22 protein-coding genes are annotated in these 20,739 nt (G+C 62.9%); 16 read left to right on the top strand and 6 right to left on the bottom strand.

Annotated elements, in window-relative coordinates:
* The first annotated feature begins 4 nt into the window (after nucleotides 1-4).
* From AWY79_RS01665 to AWY79_RS01630, 8 genes are all read left to right on the top strand, one after another.
* Nucleotides 5-463, top strand: a complete 459-nt coding sequence (locus tag AWY79_RS01665) for an N-acetyltransferase (RefSeq protein ID WP_066799488.1) — start codon at nucleotides 5-7, stop codon at nucleotides 461-463.
* Nucleotides 464-475: 12 nt separating this feature from the next.
* Complete coding sequence (gene hpt, locus AWY79_RS01660) at nucleotides 476-1,006, top strand: hypoxanthine phosphoribosyltransferase (RefSeq protein WP_066799487.1); 531 nt, start codon at nucleotides 476-478, stop codon at nucleotides 1,004-1,006.
* Between the two features lie 33 nt (nucleotides 1,007-1,039).
* Entirely contained in the window at nucleotides 1,040-2,257 is a 1,218-nt protein-coding gene (locus tag AWY79_RS01655; RefSeq protein WP_066799486.1) for a DUF3426 domain-containing protein, read from the top strand.
* 312 nt (nucleotides 2,258-2,569) lie between these two features.
* On the top strand, nucleotides 2,570-2,872 hold the full coding sequence (locus AWY79_RS01650; RefSeq protein ID WP_066799485.1) for an AtpZ/AtpI family protein: 303 nt from the start codon (nucleotides 2,570-2,572) through the stop codon (nucleotides 2,870-2,872).
* Complete coding sequence (locus AWY79_RS01645; protein WP_078063561.1) at nucleotides 2,844-3,257, top strand: ATP synthase subunit I; 414 nt, start codon at nucleotides 2,844-2,846, stop codon at nucleotides 3,255-3,257. The genes AWY79_RS01650 and AWY79_RS01645 overlap by 29 nt, the downstream gene beginning before the upstream one ends.
* 26 nt (nucleotides 3,258-3,283) lie before the next feature.
* Complete coding sequence (gene atpB, locus AWY79_RS01640; RefSeq protein ID WP_066799483.1) at nucleotides 3,284-4,006, top strand: F0F1 ATP synthase subunit A; 723 nt, start codon at nucleotides 3,284-3,286, stop codon at nucleotides 4,004-4,006.
* 74 nt (nucleotides 4,007-4,080) lie between these two features.
* Nucleotides 4,081-4,389, top strand: coding sequence for an ATP synthase F0 subunit C (locus AWY79_RS01635; RefSeq protein WP_014323136.1), 309 nt, complete (start codon nucleotides 4,081-4,083; stop codon nucleotides 4,387-4,389).
* A 115-nt stretch (nucleotides 4,390-4,504) separates the two neighbouring features.
* On the top strand, nucleotides 4,505-5,137 hold the full coding sequence (locus AWY79_RS01630; protein ID WP_066799481.1) for a redox-sensing transcriptional repressor Rex: 633 nt from the start codon (nucleotides 4,505-4,507) through the stop codon (nucleotides 5,135-5,137).
* 768 nt (nucleotides 5,138-5,905) lie between these two features.
* On the opposite strand, the gene AWY79_RS01625 is transcribed toward AWY79_RS01630, so the two are convergent.
* The gene (locus AWY79_RS01625) at nucleotides 5,906-6,592 is read right to left on the bottom strand and encodes a response regulator (RefSeq protein ID WP_066799480.1); all 687 of its coding nucleotides are present in this window, start codon (nucleotides 6,590-6,592) and stop codon (nucleotides 5,906-5,908) included.
* 258 nt (nucleotides 6,593-6,850) lie between these two features.
* On the opposite strand from AWY79_RS01625, the gene AWY79_RS01620 reads away from it, so the two are divergent.
* Entirely contained in the window at nucleotides 6,851-7,066 is a 216-nt protein-coding gene (locus AWY79_RS01620) for a hypothetical protein (protein ID WP_066799478.1), read from the top strand.
* Between the two features lie 156 nt (nucleotides 7,067-7,222).
* The gene (locus AWY79_RS01615) at nucleotides 7,223-8,425 is read left to right on the top strand and encodes a GGDEF domain-containing protein (protein ID WP_066799476.1); all 1,203 of its coding nucleotides are present in this window, start codon (nucleotides 7,223-7,225) and stop codon (nucleotides 8,423-8,425) included.
* A gap of 4 nt (nucleotides 8,426-8,429) precedes the next feature.
* Here AWY79_RS01615 and AWY79_RS01610 read toward each other — a convergent pair whose 3' ends face one another.
* Entirely contained in the window at nucleotides 8,430-9,593 is a 1,164-nt protein-coding gene (locus tag AWY79_RS01610; RefSeq protein WP_066799474.1) for a DegT/DnrJ/EryC1/StrS family aminotransferase, read from the bottom strand.
* Nucleotides 9,594-9,723: 130 nt separating this feature from the next.
* Between AWY79_RS01610 and AWY79_RS01605 the strand changes: the two genes are divergently transcribed.
* From AWY79_RS01605 to hisG, 3 genes are all read left to right on the top strand, one after another.
* Nucleotides 9,724-10,770, top strand: a complete 1,047-nt coding sequence (locus AWY79_RS01605; RefSeq protein ID WP_133987339.1) for a PrsW family glutamic-type intramembrane protease — start codon at nucleotides 9,724-9,726, stop codon at nucleotides 10,768-10,770.
* Nucleotides 10,771-10,918: 148 nt separating this feature from the next.
* Complete coding sequence (hisI, locus tag AWY79_RS01600) at nucleotides 10,919-11,296, top strand: phosphoribosyl-AMP cyclohydrolase (protein ID WP_066799470.1); 378 nt, start codon at nucleotides 10,919-10,921, stop codon at nucleotides 11,294-11,296.
* Nucleotides 11,293-12,171, top strand: a complete 879-nt coding sequence (gene hisG, locus AWY79_RS01595) for an ATP phosphoribosyltransferase (RefSeq protein ID WP_066799469.1) — start codon at nucleotides 11,293-11,295, stop codon at nucleotides 12,169-12,171. Before hisI ends, hisG begins: the two co-directional genes overlap by 4 nt.
* 1,810 nt (nucleotides 12,172-13,981) lie before the next feature.
* Here the strand turns inward: hisG and AWY79_RS01590 are convergent.
* The 3 genes from AWY79_RS01590 to AWY79_RS01580 all read right to left on the bottom strand — a co-directional run bounded on the left by AWY79_RS01590 (nucleotide 13,982) and on the right by AWY79_RS01580 (nucleotide 16,159).
* Nucleotides 13,982-14,704 carry a TerC family protein gene (locus tag AWY79_RS01590; protein WP_066799468.1) on the bottom strand — a complete coding sequence of 241 codons (723 nt, stop codon included), beginning with the start codon at nucleotides 14,702-14,704 and terminating at the stop codon, nucleotides 13,982-13,984.
* Nucleotides 14,705-14,765: 61 nt separating this feature from the next.
* The gene (locus tag AWY79_RS01585) at nucleotides 14,766-15,296 is read right to left on the bottom strand and encodes a class I SAM-dependent methyltransferase (RefSeq protein ID WP_158509829.1); all 531 of its coding nucleotides are present in this window, start codon (nucleotides 15,294-15,296) and stop codon (nucleotides 14,766-14,768) included.
* The gene (locus tag AWY79_RS01580) at nucleotides 15,197-16,159 is read right to left on the bottom strand and encodes a substrate-binding periplasmic protein (RefSeq protein ID WP_066799465.1); all 963 of its coding nucleotides are present in this window, start codon (nucleotides 16,157-16,159) and stop codon (nucleotides 15,197-15,199) included. Before AWY79_RS01580 ends, AWY79_RS01585 begins: the two co-directional genes overlap by 100 nt.
* 122 nt (nucleotides 16,160-16,281) lie before the next feature.
* On the opposite strand from AWY79_RS01580, the gene AWY79_RS01575 reads away from it, so the two are divergent.
* Nucleotides 16,282-16,941, top strand: a complete 660-nt coding sequence (locus AWY79_RS01575; protein ID WP_066799463.1) for a Crp/Fnr family transcriptional regulator — start codon at nucleotides 16,282-16,284, stop codon at nucleotides 16,939-16,941.
* On the opposite strand, the gene AWY79_RS01570 is transcribed toward AWY79_RS01575, so the two are convergent.
* Nucleotides 16,942-17,193 (bottom strand): hypothetical protein, encoded by a 252-nt coding sequence (locus tag AWY79_RS01570; protein ID WP_066799461.1) that lies wholly within the window; start codon nucleotides 17,191-17,193, stop codon nucleotides 16,942-16,944.
* A gap of 423 nt (nucleotides 17,194-17,616) precedes the next feature.
* On the opposite strand from AWY79_RS01570, the gene cooS reads away from it, so the two are divergent.
* Both cooS and AWY79_RS01560 read left to right on the top strand, forming a co-directional pair.
* Nucleotides 17,617-19,494, top strand: a complete 1,878-nt coding sequence (gene cooS, locus AWY79_RS01565; RefSeq protein WP_066799459.1) for an anaerobic carbon-monoxide dehydrogenase catalytic subunit — start codon at nucleotides 17,617-17,619, stop codon at nucleotides 19,492-19,494.
* Nucleotides 19,495-19,783: 289 nt separating this feature from the next.
* The gene (locus AWY79_RS01560) at nucleotides 19,784-20,560 is read left to right on the top strand and encodes an ATP-binding protein (RefSeq protein ID WP_066799457.1); all 777 of its coding nucleotides are present in this window, start codon (nucleotides 19,784-19,786) and stop codon (nucleotides 20,558-20,560) included.
* The last annotated feature ends 179 nt before the right edge of the window (nucleotides 20,561-20,739 follow it).

The raw sequence follows: 20,739 nt of genomic DNA, 5'->3' as shown, positions 1-20,739 counted from the left end.
CGCCATGATACGCAAAGCCCGCATAGGGGACGTCAAGGCCATCCACGGCCTGCTCATGCTCACGGACCAGCACGACGGCCTGGTCCTGCCCCGTTCCGTCAGCCAGCTCTACTCCCACCTGCGCGACTTCGTGGTCGCCCTGGACGACTCCGGCAAGGTCATCGGCTGCTGCGCCCTGAACATCATCTGGGACAACCTGGCCGAAATCCGCTCCCTGGTCGTCGAGTCCTCGCACCGGGGCAGGAACCTCGGCCGCAAGCTGGTCGAGACCTGCCTGAGCGAGGCCGTGACTTTGGGCATATACAAGGTGTATACCCTGACCGAGGTCCCCAAGTTCTTCGCCAGGGTCGGGTTCGTGGAAGAGGAGATGGAGAATCTCAACCAGAAGATCTTCATCGACTGTCTCAACTGCCCCAGATTCCCCGACCACTGCAACGAAGTGGCCATGATCATCAACCTGTAACCCCGAAGCAAGATGGCTCATAAACTCACACCGTTCATCACCGCCGAACAGATATCCGACCGCGTCCGGGAACTGGGCCGGGAAATCACCGAGTCCTATGCGGGCGACGGCCCCCTGGTCTGCATCTGCGTGCTCAAGGGCGCGTTCCTCTTCTACGCGGACATCATCCGCAAGATCGGCCGCGAGATCGAGGTCGATTTCGTCCGCCTGGCCAGCTACGGCACGGCCACGGCCCGCTCCGAGGACATCGTCTTCTCCAAGGACCTCGAAATTTCCATCGAGGGCAAGGACGTCCTGGTCATCGAAGATATCGTGGACACCGGCCACTCCATGGACTTCCTGCTCCACGTGCTCCGGCGCAGAAATCCAAAGAGTTTGAAAATTTGTGCACTTATTGATAAGCATGAGCGACGGGAACAGGACGTGACCGTGGATTTCGCCGGGTTCAAGCTGAGCGACGGGTTCATAGTCGGCTACGGCCTGGACTATGCCGAGCGGTACAGGGAGCTGGACGGCATCTATGAGCTGTCCAACGAATCTTAGAGCCAACCAACCGGAATTTCTGGAGATCAAGATATGATCGTCACCTGCCCGAATTGCGAGACCAGCTACAATCTGCCGGATGAAAAGATCCCGGCGGGGGGTGCCAAGGTCAAGTGTTCCAAGTGCGCGCACGTGTTCAAGGCCGAACTGCCTCCGGCGACCCCGGAGGAGGAGGTCGAGGCGCTCCTCGAAGACGAGAGCACCGACATGGACACCCGGGCGGGGGACGAATTCGACGAGACCTTCGAGGATGTGGCCGCCGCAGGCGTCGGCGGCGAGACCGCCGAGGACGCCGTTGCCGAGGAGCCCGCGGAACCCCCGGTTCCCGATCCGGCCGACGAGGTCGTGGAGGAGATGCCGGACATGGACGACCTCTTCGACGAGAGCGAAGAGGCGCCCGAACCCGAGGAGGGCCCGCGCGCCGGGGCCGCTCCCCAGGCAGGGGACGAGGCCGAGGAAGACCTGTTCGCCGACCTCGGAAGCGACGGGGACGAGCCGGGCGAAAACCTGTTCGCCGACAGCGGCGACGAGGACGACGGCGATCTCTTCGAGGACAGCGATGACGCCGAGGCGGACGATGTCGACTCGATCTTCGCGGACGACGAAAGGGCCGAGTCCGGCCTGGGCGGCACCCTGGAGCTGGACGAAGAACCGGCCAAGGGCGGACGCAAGCCCCTGGGTTGCCTGATCATCCTGCTCGTCCTGGCGGTGGCCGTGGGCGCGGCGGTGTATTTCAAGGCGTGGACCTACGCGGGCATCGACCTGGGCGACATGCTCAAGAACGTGCCGTTCGTGGGCCAGCTCTTCATGGAGGAGACCGGCGGGGCCGACGAGGCCGCTCCGGGCGAATCCCCGGCCGAGCGGGTGCGCAAGATCGAGCTGAAGAACGTCAAGCAGTACTACGTGGCCAACGAGAAGACGGGCAACCTGTTCGTGGTCGAGGGCAAGGCGGTGAACAAGTTCTCCAAGCCCAAGGAGCGGATCAAGGTCGAGGTCATCCTCTACGACGAGGCCAACAACGTGCTGACCTCCCAGTCCTTCCTGTGCGGCAACGTGCTCTCGCAGTTCCAGCTGCAGGTCCAGACCGAGAAGGAGATCACCGACGGCCTGGCCTCGGACGTGGGCATCCTGTCCAACAACACCTTCATCCGGCCCGGCTCGTCCACCCCGTTCATGGCCGTGTTCTTCCAGCCCCCGGCAGGGGTCAAGGAGTTCATGGTCAAGGTCGTGGACGTGGGCGACCCGGAATAGGGGACTCGCGGCCCGGTTGCATGGAATTCCGGCGGGTGGATGGCGGCATCCACCCGCTTTTTTCGGGCGGACGGTATAAAAAAGGGATATTTTTCACATGATGGCTTATTTTTCGGTCTAACCCCCCGGAACCAGTGGATTTGCGGGCGGCGTTAAAATGACGGAAAAGAGCCGGTGTCAGGGAAAAATGCATTGACGGGAATTGGCGGCCTGTGCTACTTCTCCTCCACTTGTGAAGGAATGCACGAAATGCCGTTTGCCTGGTGCAAAACGAATCGATGTGCGTGATAACCGGATTCACAAGGTGCGAACATGCTCTTTTCAAAAGACGATCGGTGGGTAACAATCACCCAGTTGGGTGGCACCGCGGGAACGATGGGACTGCACATCGTGTCCGCCACCGTCGTCGGGCTGACCTTCGGGTATTTCCTGGACGAGTACTTCGGAACCAGGCCCTGGCTGATCATGATCTTCTTCTTTCTGGGGGTCATAGCCGGGTTCAAGATGGTCTTCGAGGATTTCAGGCGGCTGCAAAGGCGTGAAGAAGCAAAACGGAACGGTTCTTTGAAACAGGATGGAGAAAAGGGTGCTGGGCGCGATGAACCAAAGGCTTGAGCGGCTGCTCGTCAGGAGCGGTTTCACCAAGCCGGACGTGCGCATTGTCGTCCGCAACCAGATCTATGTGTCGCTGGGGACCTCTCTAGTGATCATGCTGGTAACATCTTTTTCCCAGTGGTCTCTGGCCTATCTGGCCGGGGCGGTCATCGCCCTCGTCAACTTCTGGACGCTCGCCCGCGTCACCCAGTCGTTGGTATACGACCAGAAACGGGGACCATTTTTGCTGTTTGTTATATTCATGGGAAAAATGACTCTGAGCGGGCTGGCCCTCTGGTGGTTGATCGGAGTCGAACGTGTTCCCCACTGGGGGTTGATTACGGGTCTGGGAACCGTGGTGGTCAACATCACCGCTACCGGCCTGAGTCAGCTGGGGAAGAAATAGCCGAGCTGCTGTAAGGAGGCTTTAATATGGGTTTTTCGGGCGGTTTGCCGCATCCTCTCTTGTACATGGACATGCTGAAAAGCATCGGTCACTGGGGCGCCAGCGTTGAGCACGCTCTGGGCGTGGACAGCATCAACCACGTTCTCTACATGTGGCTGGTGATGCTCATCATCCTGTCTCTGGGCCTCATGGTCCGCAGCCGCCTTCAGCTGGTTCCCGGCGGCCTCCAGAATGTTTTCGAAACCATCATCGGCGGTCTTGAGGACTTCGTCGTCGCCAACCTCGGCGAGGAAGGACGTCAGTTCATGCCGCTGCTGATCACCATCTTCATCTTCATCCTGGGCATGAACTGGATCGGTCTCGTTCCGGGTTGCGACGCCCCGACCGCGAACATCAACACGCCGGCGGCCATGGCCATCATCGTGTTCTGTTTCTACCAGTTCGTGGGCATGAAGAAATGGGGATTCGGGTACATCAAGCACTTCATGGGCCCGGTCGGCTTCCTGGCCCCGCTCATGCTCATCCTTGAGCCCATCTCTCACCTTGCTCGTCCGCTCAGCCTGACGCTTCGTCTCTTCGGCAACATCCGCGGCGAGGAAATCGTTCTGATCCTGATGTTCTTCCTGGCGCCGATCCTCGGCTCCCTGCCGATGTACTTCCTGTTCGTCCTGGCGAAGACCATTCAGGCCTTCATCTTCTTCATGCTGACCATGCTGTACCTGCAGGGCGCAGTCGAGCACGCTCACTAGAAGAAGGCTGATCAACTTTGGGGAAATGGTCCTTGGACCACAACAATATTACGAATCCGTTTGGAGGAGTTACAATGAAAATCGCTAAGATTCTGTTCACCACCCTGGCTATGGTTCTGGTTGCTTCCGTCGCTTTCGCTTCCGAAGGTGCCGACCCCGTCATGTCCGCCAAAGCCTACGCCACCGCCATCGGCATGGGCATCGCCGCCGGCCTGTGCGGTATCGGTCAGGGCATGGGCGTGAAGGGCGCCTGCGAAGGCATCGCCCGCAACCCCGAAGCCGGTGGCCAGCTGTCCACCACCCTGATCCTGGGCCTGGCCTTCATCGAGTCCCTGGCCATTTACGCCCTGGTCGTCAACCTGATCCTGCTCTTCGTCGTCTAGTTTCAGACCGTCGAAATGCTTTTGAAGGGGAGGCTTCGGCCTCCCTTTTTCAGCCTCTTTCATGTTAAGATTTTCACATGGCTAGGCCGCTCTTGACCCGAAAGAGACCCGAGATATGAAAAGCGAACACATTCCAAAAGCCACCATCGGCAGGCTCGCCGTGTACATCCAGGTTCTGGAGAATCTGCTGCGCGACGGCAACGAAGTCATCTCCTCCGAGAGGCTGGCCCGCGCCTGCTCGGTGAACTCTTCTCAGATCCGCAAGGATCTGGCGTATTTTGGCGAGTTCGGCGTCCGGGGCGTGGGGTACTACGTCCAGGAGCTGATCACCTCCATCAAGCAGTCGCTCGGCATCGACCGGCTGTGGAAATGCGCGCTCATCGGCGTGGGCAACATGGGCAGCGCGCTGCTCAGGCACCACGACTTCGAGAAGCGCGGGTTCAAGATCTGCGCGGCGTTCGACTGCGACCCGGACAAGATCGGGTTGGAGTTCGAGGGCATGGAGATCGTCTGCCCCACGCATTTGAAGGAGCAGGCCCCGGAGCTGAACCTGGAGATCGGGATTATCGCCACGCCGCCGGACAGGGCGCAGCGGGCGGCCAATCACCTTGTCGAGGCGAACATCCGGGGGATTATCAATTTCGCGCCTTCGCGGATCAATGTGCCGAAGCATATTCCCGTTGAGTACGTGGACTTTTTCGACCATTTGTACTCGATCGCGTTTCAGATCACGTTGGGGAATGATTAGGGATTGGTGTTGGCTGAAATTTTTAAAGATGCCCGCTCCGGAGAACGGAGCGGGCATCTTTTTTTGTTGTAGCGGAAGGGAAGAGAGAGGCACGAAGAAGTGAGTGAGAGCCGTCGCTGGCGCTCCTCCATGTTTTTTTGGAGCCCTCCCGGCGGGGTTCTTTCTTTTCCGGGCGAAAAGAAAGAACCAAAGAAACGCCGGGGGGGTGCATCCCCGTCCGGAGTTTGGCCGCTGAGAATCCGATCCGCTCGGGGCGGCTCCATCTGATGAAAAGTAACGTGCGAGCCTCCACGGGAACGCCCCTTTTATGGAATACCGAGGTGTCACGGGAGCGGAGCCGCCGCCCCTTCGCGGTCGGCTTCTAGGCGTCCAGAACAGGGCTCGCTCCGTGCTGCTTGACGGGACGCAGGGCGAAAGAAGCGGGGCCTCCTGACGAGACTTGGGAGAATGAGAGCCACTGTTTGAGGCGTTGCCTCAAAGACGCTCCCGACGAGGGCATTGAGACCCGGATTGGGGGCAGGAAAGCACTGTTTGAGGCTGACGCCTCAAAGGTGTTCCAGGAGTGCCTTTGAGTTGAGAATCGCTGTTCAGAACTGACTGCTAAAAGGCGCTTTATGAGTAAGCTGAACTATACCCGTCCCCGCGAAGCGGCGCCAAAGAGTTTCGGAGGGGGAGATGGGGATGGGGGTCCAGGGGGAAGGGGAAGAGGGGGAAGCCCTTTGCAAAGGGTTCCCCCTCTTCCCCTTCCCCCTGGCCGCCGGAGGCTCTTTACGCCTTGAAGCGGTAGCCGACGCCTCGGATGGTTTCGATCCAGGCGGCGTAGGGGCCGAGTTTCTGGCGCAGGCGGCGGACATGGGTGTCCACGGTTCGGGAGTAGCCTTCGAAGTGGGTATCCCAGACGGTGTCGAGGAGGTTGTCCCGGGTCTGGACCTTGCCCGCGCCGGAGACGAGCACGGTGAGGAGCTTGAACTCGGTGGCGGTGAGGGCGGTCTCCTCGTTGTCGATGGTGATTTGGTGCGCCTCGAAGTCGATGCGCAGCCCTTCGCGTTCCCAGAGTTTGGGGGCGTTGGGTTCGGGTGCGCCGTAACGGCGGAGGATGGCCTTGATGCGCAGGATCAGTTCGCGCGGGGAGAACGGTTTGACCACGTAGTCGTCCGCGCCGAGTTCCAGGCCGACGATCTTGTCCACTTCCTCGCCCTTGGCGGTGAGCATGACCACCGGGATGCGGGCGGTGCCGGGATCGCCTTTGAGCTGGCGGCAGACCTCCAGGCCGTCGGTGCCGGGCATCATGAGGTCGAGGAGGATGATGTCGGGCTTGAAGGCGTGGGCGAGATTGAGGCCGAGCTGGCCGTCCTCTGCGGCGGCGACGTCGAACCCGGCGGCGGTGAGATTGTATTTCAGCAGTTCACGCGTGTCTCTGTGGTCTTCGACCACCAGGATTTTCTGGGCTGACACTGTACGCTCCTTATGAGTGAGGTTGGGACTGCTATACCCCATGTCTGTAACATTGAGTGTTACATGTGAGCGACAATTTCGCAACACGACGGCTTCGGCGATCTGCGGGGGGGCGTCATCGGTCCGGTCTCATGGGCGAGGATAACGCTTTGAATTTATGCGTCAACATTCTGCATCTGATGCATAAAGAGTCTGGCCCGGGCTGCCGATAGTATAGGCAGCGGCAGACGACAACCCCGACCTTGGAGCCAAGAAGTCATGTATTACCACGGATTCGACAAGAAGTTCCCCTCCGGCAGCAAATACTGGACGATGTACGACGACCAGCTCATCGGCATGCTCTTTTCCAAGATCGTGAACAAGACGGTCAGCGTGGAGCAGTCCGGGGCCGACGCCGAGGAGATGGTGGACGAAATGGTCCAGAACCTGTTCGACCTCTGTTTCTACATCAACAAGGATTTTCACGACTGCTGAGCCGTCGTTCGATCACATATCCATTTTGCGGAAGGCCCGGATTGTCCGGGCCTTTTCGTGTTTCAGGGAGAGGGCTTATCATTGACTCGCCGGTCGGTTTTGGGCAAGGATGCCAATAACCGGAAAAGTTTTCGTTCTTTTATAAGGATCGGCATCATGCGAATACAGTCCAAGTTCACCCTCAGCCACCTCATCGTCGGGCTCCTCAGCTGTGTGCTGGCCGGGGGCGTCGCCTACCAGCTCATCAAGGGCGAATACGAGACGCGCTCCCTGCGCAGGGGCTACGATGCTTTCAAGACCGAGCTGGCCGGATACGTGCTCGCGCACGGTTCCCTGAACAACGCCCTGGCGACCGAGCCGTTCGAGGAATACGTCGAACGCATGCGGACGGCCGGCACGCTGCCCGCCCTGGCGACGGACGCCCCGGCCTACAGGTTCCTGGGGCTGGACGGAAAGGGCGTGGTGGTCTTCCCGGCGGGCGGCTACAAGATCGGAGACGTGTTGCCCGAGGAGGTCCTGGCCGCGTCCGAGCCGGTGCGTACCGCAAACGGCATCGAGGCCTACGCCGTGCCCATCGGGGACGAGATTCTGGGCCGGGGGGACGGCGGGCTCATGTCCGTGGTGACCGGGAGCCTGGCCTGGGGCGCGTTGGCGGCCGTGGCGGCCTCGTTGCTGCTGGCGGTGGGACTGGGCCGGGGCATGACCGTCCGGCTGCGCGACCTGGCGAACGCGGTCCGGGCCATGCGCCGCAGCCCGGAAGAGCTGTTTCAGATGGAAGTGGTTCCGGGTGACGAGACCGGCGACCTGGCCGAGGCGTACAACGCCATGAGCCGCGAGCTGGCCCAGGCCAGGGTGGACGTGCGCGAGCTGTCCGTCCGCGACCCGCTGACCGGACTGTACAACCGGCGTGCCTTCGAGGAACAGGCGTCCACTTTCTTCGAGAGCTGCAAGCGGTACGGACAGTCCATGTCGGTGATGATGGGCGACCTCGACCATTTCCGGGTTCTCAATGAGACATTTTCCCACGAGGTGGGCGATCTCGTCCTGGAGCAGGTCGCCAAGCTCATTCTGGAGAACTCGCGCAAGAGCGACGTGGTGGCGCGGTACGGCGGCGAGGAGTTCGTGGTCCTGTACACCAACACCTCGCGCGACAAGGCGGCCATCGCCTGCGAAAACATCCGCAGGGCGGTGGAATCCTTCGACTGGGAGCAGTACCATCCGGGACTGGCCGTGACCATTTCCATCGGGCTGGCGGACAATACGGACCTGAGCAGCACCGGTTCCATGCTGACCCGGGCGGACCAGTACCTGTCCGCGGCCAAGGCGGGCGGCCGCAACCGGCTGGCCGGAGCGGAGTAGCCCGCTATCCCTCCAGGCAGATATTCACGGCCCTGATAACGTCGTCCACGTCCTTGTCCGTCAGCTTGGCGGACAGGGGCAGACTGATGGTCTCGCGGCCGAGCGCCACGGCGTGCGGCGTGTCTTCGAGCTTCCAGCCGTACCGCTCCCGGTAGTAGGGATGCTCTGGGACGGCCAGGTAGTGGACGCCCGCGCCGATCCCTTCCCTGGTCAGCCGGACCAGGAACTGGTCGCGATCGATGCCGCAGGCCACGGGGTCGACCATCAGGGTGTAGAGGTGCCGCGCGTGGCGGGTGCCGGGTTCCTCCGGGGCCGGGGTGCCCACCGGCAGGGGCCGGAACGCCTCCTGGTACCGGTCCCAGATCTCGCAGCGGCGCACGAAATATTCCTCGATCCGCTTCAACTGATGGATGCCGATGGCGGCCTGAATGTCCATCATGTTGTATTTGAACCCGGCGTGGACCACCTGGTAATGCTTGTATCCCTCGTCCGAGAACCGCTTCCAGGCGTCGGCGGACATGCCGTGCAGACCGAGCACCTTGACGTCGCGGATGGCCTCCTCGTCGCGGGCGATGACCATGCCGCCCTCGCCGGTGCAGACGTTCTTGGTGACGTAGAAGGAGAAGCAGCCGAAGTCGCCGAAGGTCCCGGCGTGTTGTCCCTTCCAGGTGGTCTCGATGGCGTGTGCGCAGTCCTCCACGACCTTCAGGCCGTGTTCGTCGGCCAGGGCCATCAAGCGGTCCATGTCGCAGGAGCGCCCGGCGAAGTGTACGGGCAGGATCGCCTTGGTGCGCGGGGTGATCTTCTCGCGGACGCGGTCCGGGTCGATGTTCTGGGTCACGGGGTCCACGTCGGCCAGCACGGGCGTGCCTCCGGCGTGGATGATGGCGTTGACCGAGGCGCAGAACGTCAGCGGGGTGGTGATGACCTCGTCGCCGGGCTTGAGGCCGAGCGCCACCAGCGAGAGGTGCAGGGCCGCGGTGCAGGAGTTGCAGGCCGCGGCGTGGGACGCGCCCACGTAGGCGGAGAAGTCCTTCTCGAACCGGGCCACCTTGGGGCCGGTGCCGAGCCAGCCGGACTTCATGGAGGCCACGACCTCGTCTATCTCGTCCTGCTCGATGCGGGGAGCGCCGAAAACCAGAAAATTATCCTTGGTACGAACGGGCATGTTCGCGTTCTCCTTTTACGGGTTGAGTGAGGCGAGGTTTAGCAGATAATGTGCGGGCGGTAAACGTTGACCGCGCGTTCCCCGGCGGCTATCGAATACGGACCGGACCCAAACCAGACAAGGGGATTTCGTGGATATAGCTCTCATCCTCATGGCGCTCGTCCCGTCCGCCGTCCTGCTGTGGCTGTTCGTTTCGAGCGACAAGTATCCCGAACCGGCAGGGGCGCTGATCTCCTCGTTCCTGCTCGGCGTGCTCATCGTCCTGTGCATCTACCTGGTGTACCCCTTCTTGTCCCTGGTGGAGTCCGCGCTGCCGCCCGACAATCCCTACCTGCTCGGCCTGGGCCACGCCCTGCTCATGGCCGCCATCCCGGAGGAATGCTTCAAGCTGATCGTCCTCCGGCGGTACTGCGTCAACCTCCGGGCGTTCGACGAGCCCATGGACGGCATCGTCTACGGCGTGACCGTGTCGCTGGGCTTCGCCACGGCCGAGAACCTGCTCTTCGTCATGGAGGGGGGCATGGGCGTGGCCGTTGGCCGTGCCTTCCTGGCCGTGCCGTGCCACGCCCTGGTCGGGGCGATCATGGGTTACTACGTGGGCCGGGCCGCCTTTGCCCGCAAGGAGCGCACCGCGCTGTACCTCAAGGCGCTCCTGCTGCCCATCCTGTTCCACGCGCTGTATGATTTCCCGCCCATGAGCTTCCGCATGGCCGAGCGCATCGGCACGGCCATCCCCGGCCCCACGGCCATCGGCCTGAACGTGCTCTTCGGCGCGGTGATCTTCGTCATGGTTCGCTACGTGGCCTCCATCACCCGGCGGATGAAGGCCCAGCAGCGCGAAGGCAAGTCGCCGGGGTTCGGGTTCAGCCGGGTCATGGCGGCCCGCGTGCGCGTGGACCACGAGCTGCGGCGCAGCCGGCTCAAGCGGTGGATGAAGGCGTACCGGGAGGAGTCCGGCCCCATGGATCTGCTCTTTGCCGCGCTCTGCCTGATGGGCGTGTTCTGCGCCCTGGCGGGTGCGGCCCGCATGGGGTCGCCGGGCGATCCCCTGTCGCGGCTTTCCCTGGCCGCCGCCGTGTTCTTTTTCGTCTACGGCATCGGGTTCGCGGCCCGGGGCATGGGCAAGCTCACCGCCCGGATGGTCCGCGAGCGCAAGGGGACCGACGGCTCCCGCTGATCTTCCGTCCGGGATCGTCCCCGGACCGGCCCATGACAATCGGGTGACGCGGCCGGGCGCGGGTTGCGCTTTGGCACGGCATTGGCTATATAGCCTGCCCCGGCCCAATCCCGGACCGGTGAAAGACATCTGATACGAGGTACCGCAAGTGATCAGACCAGATTTCGAAAAGATGAACGGGCTGGTGCCCGCCATCGCCCAGGACGCCGAGACCGGCGAAGTCCTGATGATGGCCTACATGAACGAAGAGTCATGGGAAAAGACCCTTGAGACCGGCGAGGTCCATTATTGGAGCCGCAGCCGACAGGAGTTATGGCATAAGGGCGGTACCTCGGGCCATACTCAGAAGGTGAAGTCCATCCGCATTGACTGCGACGACGACACCTTGGTACTTCTGATCGAGCAGATCGGCGGCGCGGCCTGCCACAAGGGCTACCGCTCCTGCTTCTACCGCGAACTCAAGGATGGCGCGGTGAGCGAATGCTCCCCGTACGTCTTCGACCCCAAAGAGGTTTACAAGAAATGAGCGAACAATTCCTCAGACTCGGCGTTCCCAAAGGCTCCCTCCAGGATGCGACCATCAAACTGTTCGAGAAGGCCGGCTGGAAGATCAAGCTGCACGAGCGCAACTACTTCCCCGACATCGACGACGACCGCATCAAGTGCTCCCTGGCCCGCGCCCAGGAGATGTCCATGTACGTCGAGAACGGCACCTTCGATGTCGGCCTGACCGGCATGGACTGGATTCGCGAGAACAAGTCCGACGTCGTGGTCGTGGATGACCTGATCTACTCCAAGGTCTCCAACCGCAAGGCCCGCTGGGTGCTCTGCGTGCGCGGCGATTCCCCGTACAAGCGGCCCGAGGACCTGCACGGCAAGAAGATCTCCACCGAGCTCATGGGCTTCACCAAGGAATACTTCTCCTCCCAGGGCATCGACGTGGACGTTTCCTTTTCCTGGGGCACCACCGAGGCCAAGGTGGTCGAGGGGCTGTGCGACGGCATTGTCGAGATCACCGAGACCGGCACGACCATCAAGGCCAACGGGCTTCGGATCATCGCCGAGCTGATGCAGACCAACACTCAGATCATCGCCAACAAGGACGCCTGGGCCGACCCCAAGAAGCGCCAGCTCATCGAGGAGATCAACATGCTCCTGCAGGGCGCGCTGCGCGCGGGCAAGATGGTCGGGCTGAAAATGAACCTGCCCAAGGACAAGCTCAAGGAGCTGAACGGCACCCTACCCAGCCTGAATTCCCCCACCGTGGCCGAGCTCCAGGACCCCAACTGGTTGTCCGTGGAAGTAATGGTCGAGGAGAAGATCGTCCGCGAGCTGATCCCGAGATTGGTCAGCTTCGGTGCCGAGGGCATCATCGAATATCCGCTGAACAAGGTCATCTAGTCCGGCGGTCACGAAAGCAAGAACAAGGCGCGGTCCCGAGGGGCCGCGCCTTTTTTTGTCGTGGGAAGGAGGAGGGGGGAGGAGGGAGGAGCGCGGTGGGTTTGGGCCGCGCGTTCGCGTCTGGTGTACCTCTGTCGCGATGAGTCGTTTTGCGCTTTTACAGCGCCTTACTTTTTGGCTTGCGCCCCAAAAAGTAAGCAAAAAGTGCGCTTGCGGTGTGGCGGCGCGGAAACAGTGGCCAAGAGCCTGTAAGCGCCTTTCGCTGCCCTGACGGCATTGTCTGCCGAGGCAGACTCAGTCGGGCTGCGCTTCGGCGCTTGAAACAGGCTCTAGGCCCCGGTTTCCGAATGACCGCTCTTCGGGCCGGGATTGTCCGAGCGTGAGGGGATGGAGGAAGAGGGAGGAGCGCGGGAGAATTGGCCGCGCGTCCGCGTCTGATGTACCCCTGTTGCGAGAAGCCGTTTTGCGCTTTTACAGCGCCTTACTTTTTGGCTGGCGCCCCAAAAAGTAAGCAAAAAGTGCGCTTGCGGTGCGGCGGCGCGAAAACAGTGGCCAAGAGCCTGTAAGCGCCTTTCGCTGCCCTGACGGCATTGTCTGCCGAGGCAGACTCAGTCGGGCTGCGCTTCGGCGCTTGAAACAGGCTCTAGGCCCCGGTTTCCGAATGACCGCTCTTCGGACGAGGACCGTCCGAGCGTGGGAGGGATGGCGGAAGGGGGGGGCGCGGAGAGGTTGTGGGTTTGGTGGGAGTACGTACAGAAGCCTTTTGGGATTGTGGGAGGAAGAGGGAGAAGCGCGGTGGATTTGGGCCGCGCGTCCGCGTCTGGTGTGCTTCTGTTGCGGGTGACCGTTTTGCGCTTTTACAGCGCCTTACTTTTTGGCTTGCGCCCCAAAAAGTAAGCAAAAAGTGCGCTGCGGTGCGGCTGCGCGAAAACAGTGGCCAAGAGCCTGTAAGCGCCTCTCGCTGCCCTGACGGCATGTCTGCCGGGGCAGACTCAGTCGGGCTGGGCTTCGGCGCTTGAAACAGGCTCTAGGCCCCGGTTTCCGAATGACCGCTCTTCGGGCGAGGACTGCCCGAGCGTGAGGGGGATGGCAAAAGAGGTCAAATGCGGAAGGGCAAATCAACTCCAAACCATCCCCTCTCGCGCCTTTGAGGCGCAGCCTCAAAAAGCCGTCACCCCCAAACCACCGCCCTTAACACCCCTGGAGCGCCTTGGGGCGCAGCCCCAACAGCGGCTTTCATACCCCGCCCTCTCGTCCGAAGGCCTTCCCCTGGAACACCTTTGAGGCGCAGCCTCTAACAGTGGCTCTCCTACCCCGAAGTCCCGTTCAAAGGCCCTCTTCCTTCGCACGGCGTTCCGTCAGGACGCAGGGAGCGAGCCCTGTTCTGGACGCCTAGAAGCCGACCGCGAAGGGGCGGCGGCTCCGCTCACGTTGCTCCTCGGTATCCCTTAAAAGGGGCGTTCCCGTGGAGACTCGCACTTTACTTTTCATCAGATGGAGCCGGAAGGCTTCGCAGAGTGGGTCAGCTGTGCATTTTTCGAGGGGGGATTTGACCGCAGCGTAGCAATACTACGTGAGGATCAAATTTCCCCTCGAAAAATGTGCAGATGGCCCGCTATGCGAAGCCGCACCGAGCGGATCGGATTCTTGGCGGTGAAACTTCGGGCGGGGATGACCCCCCCCGGCGTTTCTTTGGTTCTTTCTTTTCGCCCGGAAAAGAAAGAACCCCGCCGGGAGGGCTCCAAAAAAACTTGGAGGAGCGCCAGCGACGGCTCTCCTCTTCCCTCCTCTTCTCTTCCCAAAGAAAAAATCAGGAAACCACCGTCCCCTTCTTCCGAATCTTCAAATTCAAAAACTCCACAAACAACGAAAACGCCATGGCAAAATAGATATACCCCCGGTCGATATGCCTATGCATCCCCTCGGCCATGAGAAAAATCCCCACCAAAAGCAAAAACGAAAACGCCAGCATCTGCACCGTCGGATGCGCCGACACAAATTTCGAAACCGGCCCCGCGAAAACCAGCATCACCCCCACCGCTATGACGATGGCCGCGATCATCACCGTGACGTGCTGGGCCATGCCCACGGCGGTGATCACCGAATCCAGCGAAAAGACCAGGTCGAGCAGCAGAATCTGGACAATGGCCCCGGCGTAGGAATGCACCGCCTTGCCCAGCCCGGCCGCGGGCGGCGGCCCCTCCAGCTTATCGTGAATCTCGTGGGTGGCCTTGGCCAGCAGGAACAGGCCGCCCGAGAGCAGCACCAGGTCCCGGCCCGAGACCACATGCCCGAACACGGTGAACAGCGGCGCGGTCAGCCCCATGATGGCCGAAATGGCCAGCAACAGCGCGATGCGCGTGAGCATGGCCAGCCCGATGCCGAGCCGACGGGCCGTGGCCCGCGACGCCTCGGGCAGCTTGTTGGTGACCACCACCACGAACACGATGTTGTCGATGCCGAGCACGATCTCCAGCCCGGACAGGGTGACCAGGGCGATGAGGTTGTTCAGGGTCCACAATCCTTCGAACATGACGCTCCCTTTTTCAGCGGTTTACGGCGGTACTATGGATGATGGCCGGGCCGGAGGCAACTCACCGAACCGCGTACAGCCCGGCCCAGCCGTGCAGGAAAGTTCGTTTGATCCGGCCGGACAGTCCGGCGCGGGCGAACAGGGGTTCCGCGCCCCCGGCGGCCAAGTATTGCCGGAAGCAGGCGTGGTGGTCCTGCCCGGCCAGCCGCTCCACCAGGTGGATGGCGCGCCCGGTGAACCAGCCCCGGCCCGGCCCGGACGCGAGATAGTCGGCCACCAGGATGCGCCCGTCGTCCTTGAGGACCCGGCGCGCCTCACCCAGGATGGCCGCCGCGATGTGGAGGGGCTTTTCGTGCAGGGCGAAGCTCACGGCCACGGCGTCGAACCGGTTGTCGGGCAGGGGCAGGGCGGCGGCGTCGGCCAGCAGGTAGGCGGGTCCGGGCCGTTTGGCTTCGGCCACGGCGAGCATGTGCGGGGAGAGGTCCACGCCGGTCACGTCCAGCCCGAGTTGTGCTCCGATTCCGGCCAGCAACCCGGTGCCGCAGCACAGGTCCAGCAGGGCGGAGCCGGGCGCGCCCGCCAGTCCGGCCATGGCTTGATGTATGGGGCGCAGGGCGGGACCGACCAGCGGGTCGTAGAGTCGGGCGATGCGGCCGTATTCGTCCATATGGAGGTCAGCGCCCGTTGGCCTTGAGGACTTCCCGGATGAAGGTTTCCGGAAATCCGTAGCTGCGGTAGATGGTAGATGGCCTCCAGCCTGCCGGAGGAGGCGAGCTCCCGCATGCGGCGGTCGTAGATGGCGCACAGGCGCCGCCCGTTGTCGTCCGGGGAGAAGACCGGGAACACTTCCAGGGTCATGAGCGGGACGATGCCGAACTCCACGTCGGGCAGCCCGGAGGCCGCGATGGCCTCCCGCATCACCGTGTCGTCGGTGACGACATATTTCACGTGGCCACGGTCGAGCATGAGGATGGCCGAGGACAGGTCGTAGGTGGGCTGGGGGCGGACCTCCACGGGGAGCAGCATCTGGATGTCGGAGCCGTGGAGGTGGGCGACCTTCTGCCCGGCCAGATCCTCCACCCCGTGGAAGCCGTCGGCCAGGACGTAGCCCACGGCCGGGGAGTACAGGGCGATGACCGATTTGGCGCGGGTGACGCCCTTGACGTTGTCGCGGATGGACACGGTGCACTGGATCTTGCCTTCGGCCACCTCGGCCTTGGCGCGCGCGTAGGGCAGGTCCCGGTGGACCAGGTCGTACCCCTCGGGCTCGAAAACGGCCTTCAGGACCTCGGTGAGCACGCGTTGCTTGCTCATTCGCAGCTCGGTCCCGACCACGGGCATGCCGAACACGCAGGTGGGCGGTTCCGTCCAGTCGCCGTCGGCGGGCGCGGCCTGGACGGACGAGGCCAGAAGGAGGAAGGCCACGACGGCCAGCAGCGTTTTCCTGAGGGGCATGGTGAGATGGATACCATCCCCGGACAGCCAAGTCATCCACCCCGTCGAAAAAAAGAGTGGGGCCCGTTGGACGGTGCGGCGCGTGCCGTGCTAGGTTGGTCGGACCTGGGGGGAGCCATCACATGAAATTCACCGGCGTCAATCTTCTGGACGAATTGGAGCGGCAAGAGCTGGCCGATCTGCGGTCCGTGTTCCGCAGGCGGACCTACGCCAAGGGGACGGTCGTCTTCCGGCCCGAAGGCGAGGAGGACATGGTCTTCGTGGTCGCGGCGGGAAGGGTTCGGGTCTACCTGGCCTACGAGGACAAGGAGTTCACCCTGGCCATCCTCAACCCCGGCGACCCCTATTCCACGCACTCCGGCTGCTACATCCAGGCCCTGGAGGAGGTCGAGCTGCTGCTCACGGACGTGCGCTCGGTCAAGCGGTGCATGGCCGAGATTCCCCTGTTCACCCGGACCATGGTCCGCGTGCTCGGGCACATCCTCAAGAACTCGTTCTCCATCATCGGCGGGCTGGCCTTCAAGGACATCTACAACCGGCTCATGGACTACATCCTGAGCGAGGCCCGCGCCTCGGGCGAACCGCTGGACGGCGGCTGCGTGCTCAAGGTGAACCTGACCATCGAGCAGCTGGCCCAGCTCATGGGGGCCACGCGCCAGACCGTGTCCACCCTGCTCAACGACATGGAGCGCGCCGGGCTGATGCACAAGCGCGGTCGGGGCGAGTATTTCATCCCGGACCTGGACGCCCTGGAGCGGGCGGCCGGGTCCGGGGCGTCGTAATTATTCGAACCAGCCCTGGAGCCGTTCGATGACCGGGCCGTCCACGGCGAAACCGTCGGCCGCGGCCGGGAAATGCCCCCGCCAGAAACGGGCGCGGGTATTGATCGTGCTGACCACGTCCCTGGCCTTGGTCTCGGTCAGGTTCATTGCATCGGCAATGTCGGAGACGGTGAAGCGGAAGGGGTCCCCGCTCTTGGAATAACCTTGCTTGATGAAGTCCAGGGCGCCTTTGAGATCATTGTGTTTAACCATGTCTACTCCCGGGTGTTGCCTGAAGAGGGCATCTTGTTTGCGGTTCGAGTATTCGTTCGCGTCTGCCGGTTTTCCTAGAGAATATTACCCCTGCCCATACGTGGCTTCCCGGAATGTGTCCACCCTGTGGGCCAAAAAGGAAGCGTGCCGGGCGGGAACACGGTCAGCTCGCATGAACAATTCATCACCCGTCGTGGCCGTATTTCCACAACACGCCGTTTTATCCATATAATTCGTCTGTGTTTTTAACGAAGAGGGGTTTTTTCGGCCCGATTCGCCACTTTTTTTCCACTTTTCGTCGTTTTTGTCGGCTGGCCGACATACGCCGCCGCCAGGATCTGGTAGGGTTGGGGTCCATATAGGGTTCTAGACACGGCCGGGCGGGTTGCGACGTTGTCCGGCGAAAGGGATAGGAGGTATCTCATGGCAAAGGAACCGAGACCGATCGATGAACTGACCATCTGGGACGACGCCAAGGCAATGCTCAAAAAAGCGCGCGCCGAGGGCATCGAGACCGTCCACGAGCGGCTGGACCAGCAGACCCCGCATTGCAAGATGTGCGAGCTGGGTACGTCCTGCCGCAACTGTACCATGGGCCCGTGCCGGGTCAGCGAGAAAAAACCCCTGGGCGTATGCGGCGCGGACGCGGACGTCATCGTGGCCCGCAACTTCGGCCGGTTCGTGGCCGGCGGCGCGGCCGGGCACTCCGACCACGGCCGCGACCTGATCGAGGTCCTGGAGGCCATCGTCGAGGGCGAGACCACGGACTACAAGATCACCGAGGAAGGCAAGCTCCGGACCATTGCGGGCGAGATCGGCATCGAGACCGAGGGCCGGACCGTGAAGGAGGTCGCCCACGACGTCATGGACGAATTCTTCGCCGATTTCGGTTCCCGCCGGAAGGAGGTCTCCTTCCTGGCGCGCGTGCCGCAGAAGCGCAAGGACGTCTGGGCCAAGCTCGGCATGACCCCGCGCGGCGTCGACCGCGAGATCGCCGAGATGATGCACCGCACCCACATGGGTTGCGACAACGACGCGCCCAACACCCTGATCCACGCGGCCCGGACGGCTCTGGCCGACGGCTGGGGCGGGTCCATGATCGGCACCGAGCTGTCCGACGTCATCTTCGGCACGCCCACGCCGCGCATGTCCACGGCCAATCTCGGCGTGATCAAGGAGGACCAGGTCAACATCCTGGTCCACGGCCACAACCCCGTGGTCTCCGAGATGATCCTGGCTGCGGCGCGCGATCCCCAGCTGGTGGCCCGCGCCAAGGAGCTGGGCGCTTCCGGCATCAACGTGGCCGGGCTGTGCTGCACCGGCAACGAGCTGCTCATGCGCCAGGGCATCCCCATGGCGGGCAACCACCTGATGACCGAGCTGGCCATCATCACCGGGGCCGTGGAGGCCATCGTGGTGGACTACCAGTGCATCATGCCCTCCCTGGTCCAGATATCCGGCTGCTACCACACCAAATTCATCGACACCGCCAACAAGGCGCGCTTCACCGGCGGCATTCACTACGACTTCCAGCCCGCCACCGCCATGACCCAGGCCAAGGAGATCGTGTCCCTGGCCGTGGAAGGGTTCGCCCAGCGCGACAAGGGCCGCGTTGACATCCCCTGCGAGCCCATCGACATCATGACCGGCTTCTCCAACGAAGCGGTCATCGCGGCGCTCGGCGGCTCCCTCGACCCGCTGGTCCAGGCCATCGTGGCCGGGGACATCCGGGGCGCGGTCGGCATCGTGGGCTGCAACAACCCCAAGATCAAACAGGACTCCCTGAACGTCGGCCTGGCCAAGGAGCTGATCAAGCGCGACATCCTGGTCATCGCCACCGGCTGCGTGACCACCGCCGCGGGCAAGGCCGGGCTGCTCGTGCCCGAAGCCATCGAGATGGCCGGTCCCGGCCTCAAGAAGATCTGCGGCTCGCTGGGCATCCCGCCGGTCCTGCACTACGGCTCCTGCGTGGACAACTCCCGCATCATGCAGCTGTGCGCGGCCCTGGCCAACACCCTGAACGTGGACATCTCCGACCTGCCCGTGGGCGCGTCCTCGCCCGAATGGTACTCGGAAAAGGCCGCAGCCATCGGCCTCTACGCCGTGGCCTCCGGCATCCAGACCCACCTGGGCCACCCGCCCCACATCCTGGGGTCCAAGACCGTCACCAATCTCGCCGTCGCCGGCCTCGAAGACCTCGTCGGCGCGGCGTTCTTCATCGAACCCGATCCGGTCAGGACAGCCGAGATCTTCGATGAGCGCATCAAGGCCAAGCGCAAGGCGCTCGGCCTGAGCGAGTAGGAAGGCCTCCGGCGGCCAGGGGGGCACCCTTTGAAAAGGGGTGCCCCCCTGGCCCCCCCTCCCCAACTTCTTGTCGCGCCTTCGGGTGCGGCAGGGAGCGGGAGGGAGCGCCGGGGCCAACCTCGGTTTTTCCGGTTCAAGAAGACAAGCCCTCGCTTTCGTACACCCCTCGCGAAGCGACCCAAAAAGTTTGGAAAGGAGAGGGGATGGGGGTCCGGGGGAAGGGGAGAGGGAAACTTATCCCAAAAGTTTCCCTCTCCCCTTCCCCCGGCCGCCGGAGGCATCCATCATGAAAATAGCGTTTGCGGGCAAGGGCGGCGTTGGCAAGACCTCGTTGTGCGCCTGGGTGGCGGACTGGCTGGCCCGGAGCGGCAGGAACGTCTGGCTGGTGGACGCGGACACCGCGCTCTCCCTGGGCCAGGCGTCGGGGCTCGGCGTGGACGAGTTGCCGGAGCCGCTGGTGCGGCGCGGCGACCTGGTGCGCGAGCGCATCCATGCGGGCGGCTTTCTGAACCTGAACCCCGAGGTGGGCGACCTGCCGGAAGAGCTGGCCGTGGACCTGCCGCTGGGCGGCGACCCGGTCGAGGGCGTGACGCCCGGCCGCAAGCGGCTGCTGGTCATGGGCGCGGTGACCAACGCGGGCGGCGGTTGCGCCTGCGACGCCAACGCGCTGCTCAAGGCGTTGTTGGCGCACGTGGTCATGGACCGCGACGAGTGGGTGCTGGTGGACCTGGAGGCGGGCGTGGAACACCTGGGTCGCGGCACCGTGGCCCATGTGGACGGGCTGGTGGTGGTCTCCGAGCCGTCCATGCGCTCGTTGCAGACCGGGGCCGAGGTGGGGCGCATGGCCGCGGACCTCGGGCTGACCAACCAGGCCCTGGTCCTCAACCGGTACGAGGGGGATGGTTCCCCGGCCCTGGAGGGGCTGCCCGAGTGGTCCCTGTCCATACCGCCGCTGCCCGGCCTCGGAGCCCGCCAACTGACGAACGCCAGCGTCCTGGGGCTGCCGGAAAGCGACCGCCTGGACGGGTTGGTGCAAACCCTGCTGAAACATCTTTCAAGCTGAACCGACGTTTGTTCACAGGGCCGTCTCGTCGGGCACCATTGTTGAAGCCGAAAGCGCGCACCCTTCAGGTGCGTGCTTTTGTTTGCAGAACAGTGTTTGTTCATGAAAGGTCCGTAGAATTTTTAACAAATTTATAATTGCTAAAAACCTCCGGACAGGAGAGAGGGAGCGAAATGACG

Source organism: Pseudodesulfovibrio indicus (assembly GCF_001563225.1).
In the GTDB taxonomy this organism is placed as follows: Bacteria; Desulfobacterota; Desulfovibrionia; order Desulfovibrionales; family Desulfovibrionaceae; genus Pseudodesulfovibrio; species Pseudodesulfovibrio indicus.
The sequence above is the reverse complement of the archived record's forward strand: the minus strand, read 5'-3'. Positions and strand labels throughout refer to the sequence as shown.

Excerpts from the sequence above, each read along its gene's own strand:
- AWY79_RS01665 (WP_066799488.1), top strand. The coding sequence starts at position 5 with ATGATACGCAAAGCCCGCATAGGGGACGTCAAGGCCATCCACGGCCTG.
- hpt (WP_066799487.1), top strand. The coding sequence starts at position 476 with ATGGCTCATAAACTCACACCGTTCATCACCGCCGAACAGATATCCGAC.
- AWY79_RS01655 (WP_066799486.1), top strand. The coding sequence starts at position 1,040 with ATGATCGTCACCTGCCCGAATTGCGAGACCAGCTACAATCTGCCGGAT.
- AWY79_RS01650 (WP_066799485.1), top strand. The coding sequence starts at position 2,570 with ATGCTCTTTTCAAAAGACGATCGGTGGGTAACAATCACCCAGTTGGGT.
- atpB (WP_066799483.1), top strand. The coding sequence starts at position 3,284 with ATGGGTTTTTCGGGCGGTTTGCCGCATCCTCTCTTGTACATGGACATG.
- AWY79_RS01635 (WP_014323136.1), top strand. The coding sequence starts at position 4,081 with ATGAAAATCGCTAAGATTCTGTTCACCACCCTGGCTATGGTTCTGGTT.
- AWY79_RS01630 (WP_066799481.1), top strand. The coding sequence starts at position 4,505 with ATGAAAAGCGAACACATTCCAAAAGCCACCATCGGCAGGCTCGCCGTG.
- AWY79_RS01620 (WP_066799478.1), top strand. The coding sequence starts at position 6,851 with ATGTATTACCACGGATTCGACAAGAAGTTCCCCTCCGGCAGCAAATAC.
- AWY79_RS01615 (WP_066799476.1), top strand. The coding sequence starts at position 7,223 with ATGCGAATACAGTCCAAGTTCACCCTCAGCCACCTCATCGTCGGGCTC.
- AWY79_RS01610 (WP_066799474.1), bottom strand. The coding sequence starts at position 9,593 with ATGCCCGTTCGTACCAAGGATAATTTTCTGGTTTTCGGCGCTCCCCGC.
- hisG (WP_066799469.1), top strand. The coding sequence starts at position 11,293 with ATGAGCGAACAATTCCTCAGACTCGGCGTTCCCAAAGGCTCCCTCCAG.
- AWY79_RS01590 (WP_066799468.1), bottom strand. The coding sequence starts at position 14,704 with ATGTTCGAAGGATTGTGGACCCTGAACAACCTCATCGCCCTGGTCACC.
- AWY79_RS01585 (WP_158509829.1), bottom strand. The coding sequence starts at position 15,296 with ATGGCCGGACTGGCGGGCGCGCCCGGCTCCGCCCTGCTGGACCTGTGC.
- AWY79_RS01580 (WP_066799465.1), bottom strand. The coding sequence starts at position 16,159 with ATGCCCCTCAGGAAAACGCTGCTGGCCGTCGTGGCCTTCCTCCTTCTG.
- AWY79_RS01575 (WP_066799463.1), top strand. The coding sequence starts at position 16,282 with ATGAAATTCACCGGCGTCAATCTTCTGGACGAATTGGAGCGGCAAGAG.
- AWY79_RS01570 (WP_066799461.1), bottom strand. The coding sequence starts at position 17,193 with ATGGTTAAACACAATGATCTCAAAGGCGCCCTGGACTTCATCAAGCAA.
- cooS (WP_066799459.1), top strand. The coding sequence starts at position 17,617 with ATGGCAAAGGAACCGAGACCGATCGATGAACTGACCATCTGGGACGAC.
- AWY79_RS01560 (WP_066799457.1), top strand. The coding sequence starts at position 19,784 with ATGAAAATAGCGTTTGCGGGCAAGGGCGGCGTTGGCAAGACCTCGTTG.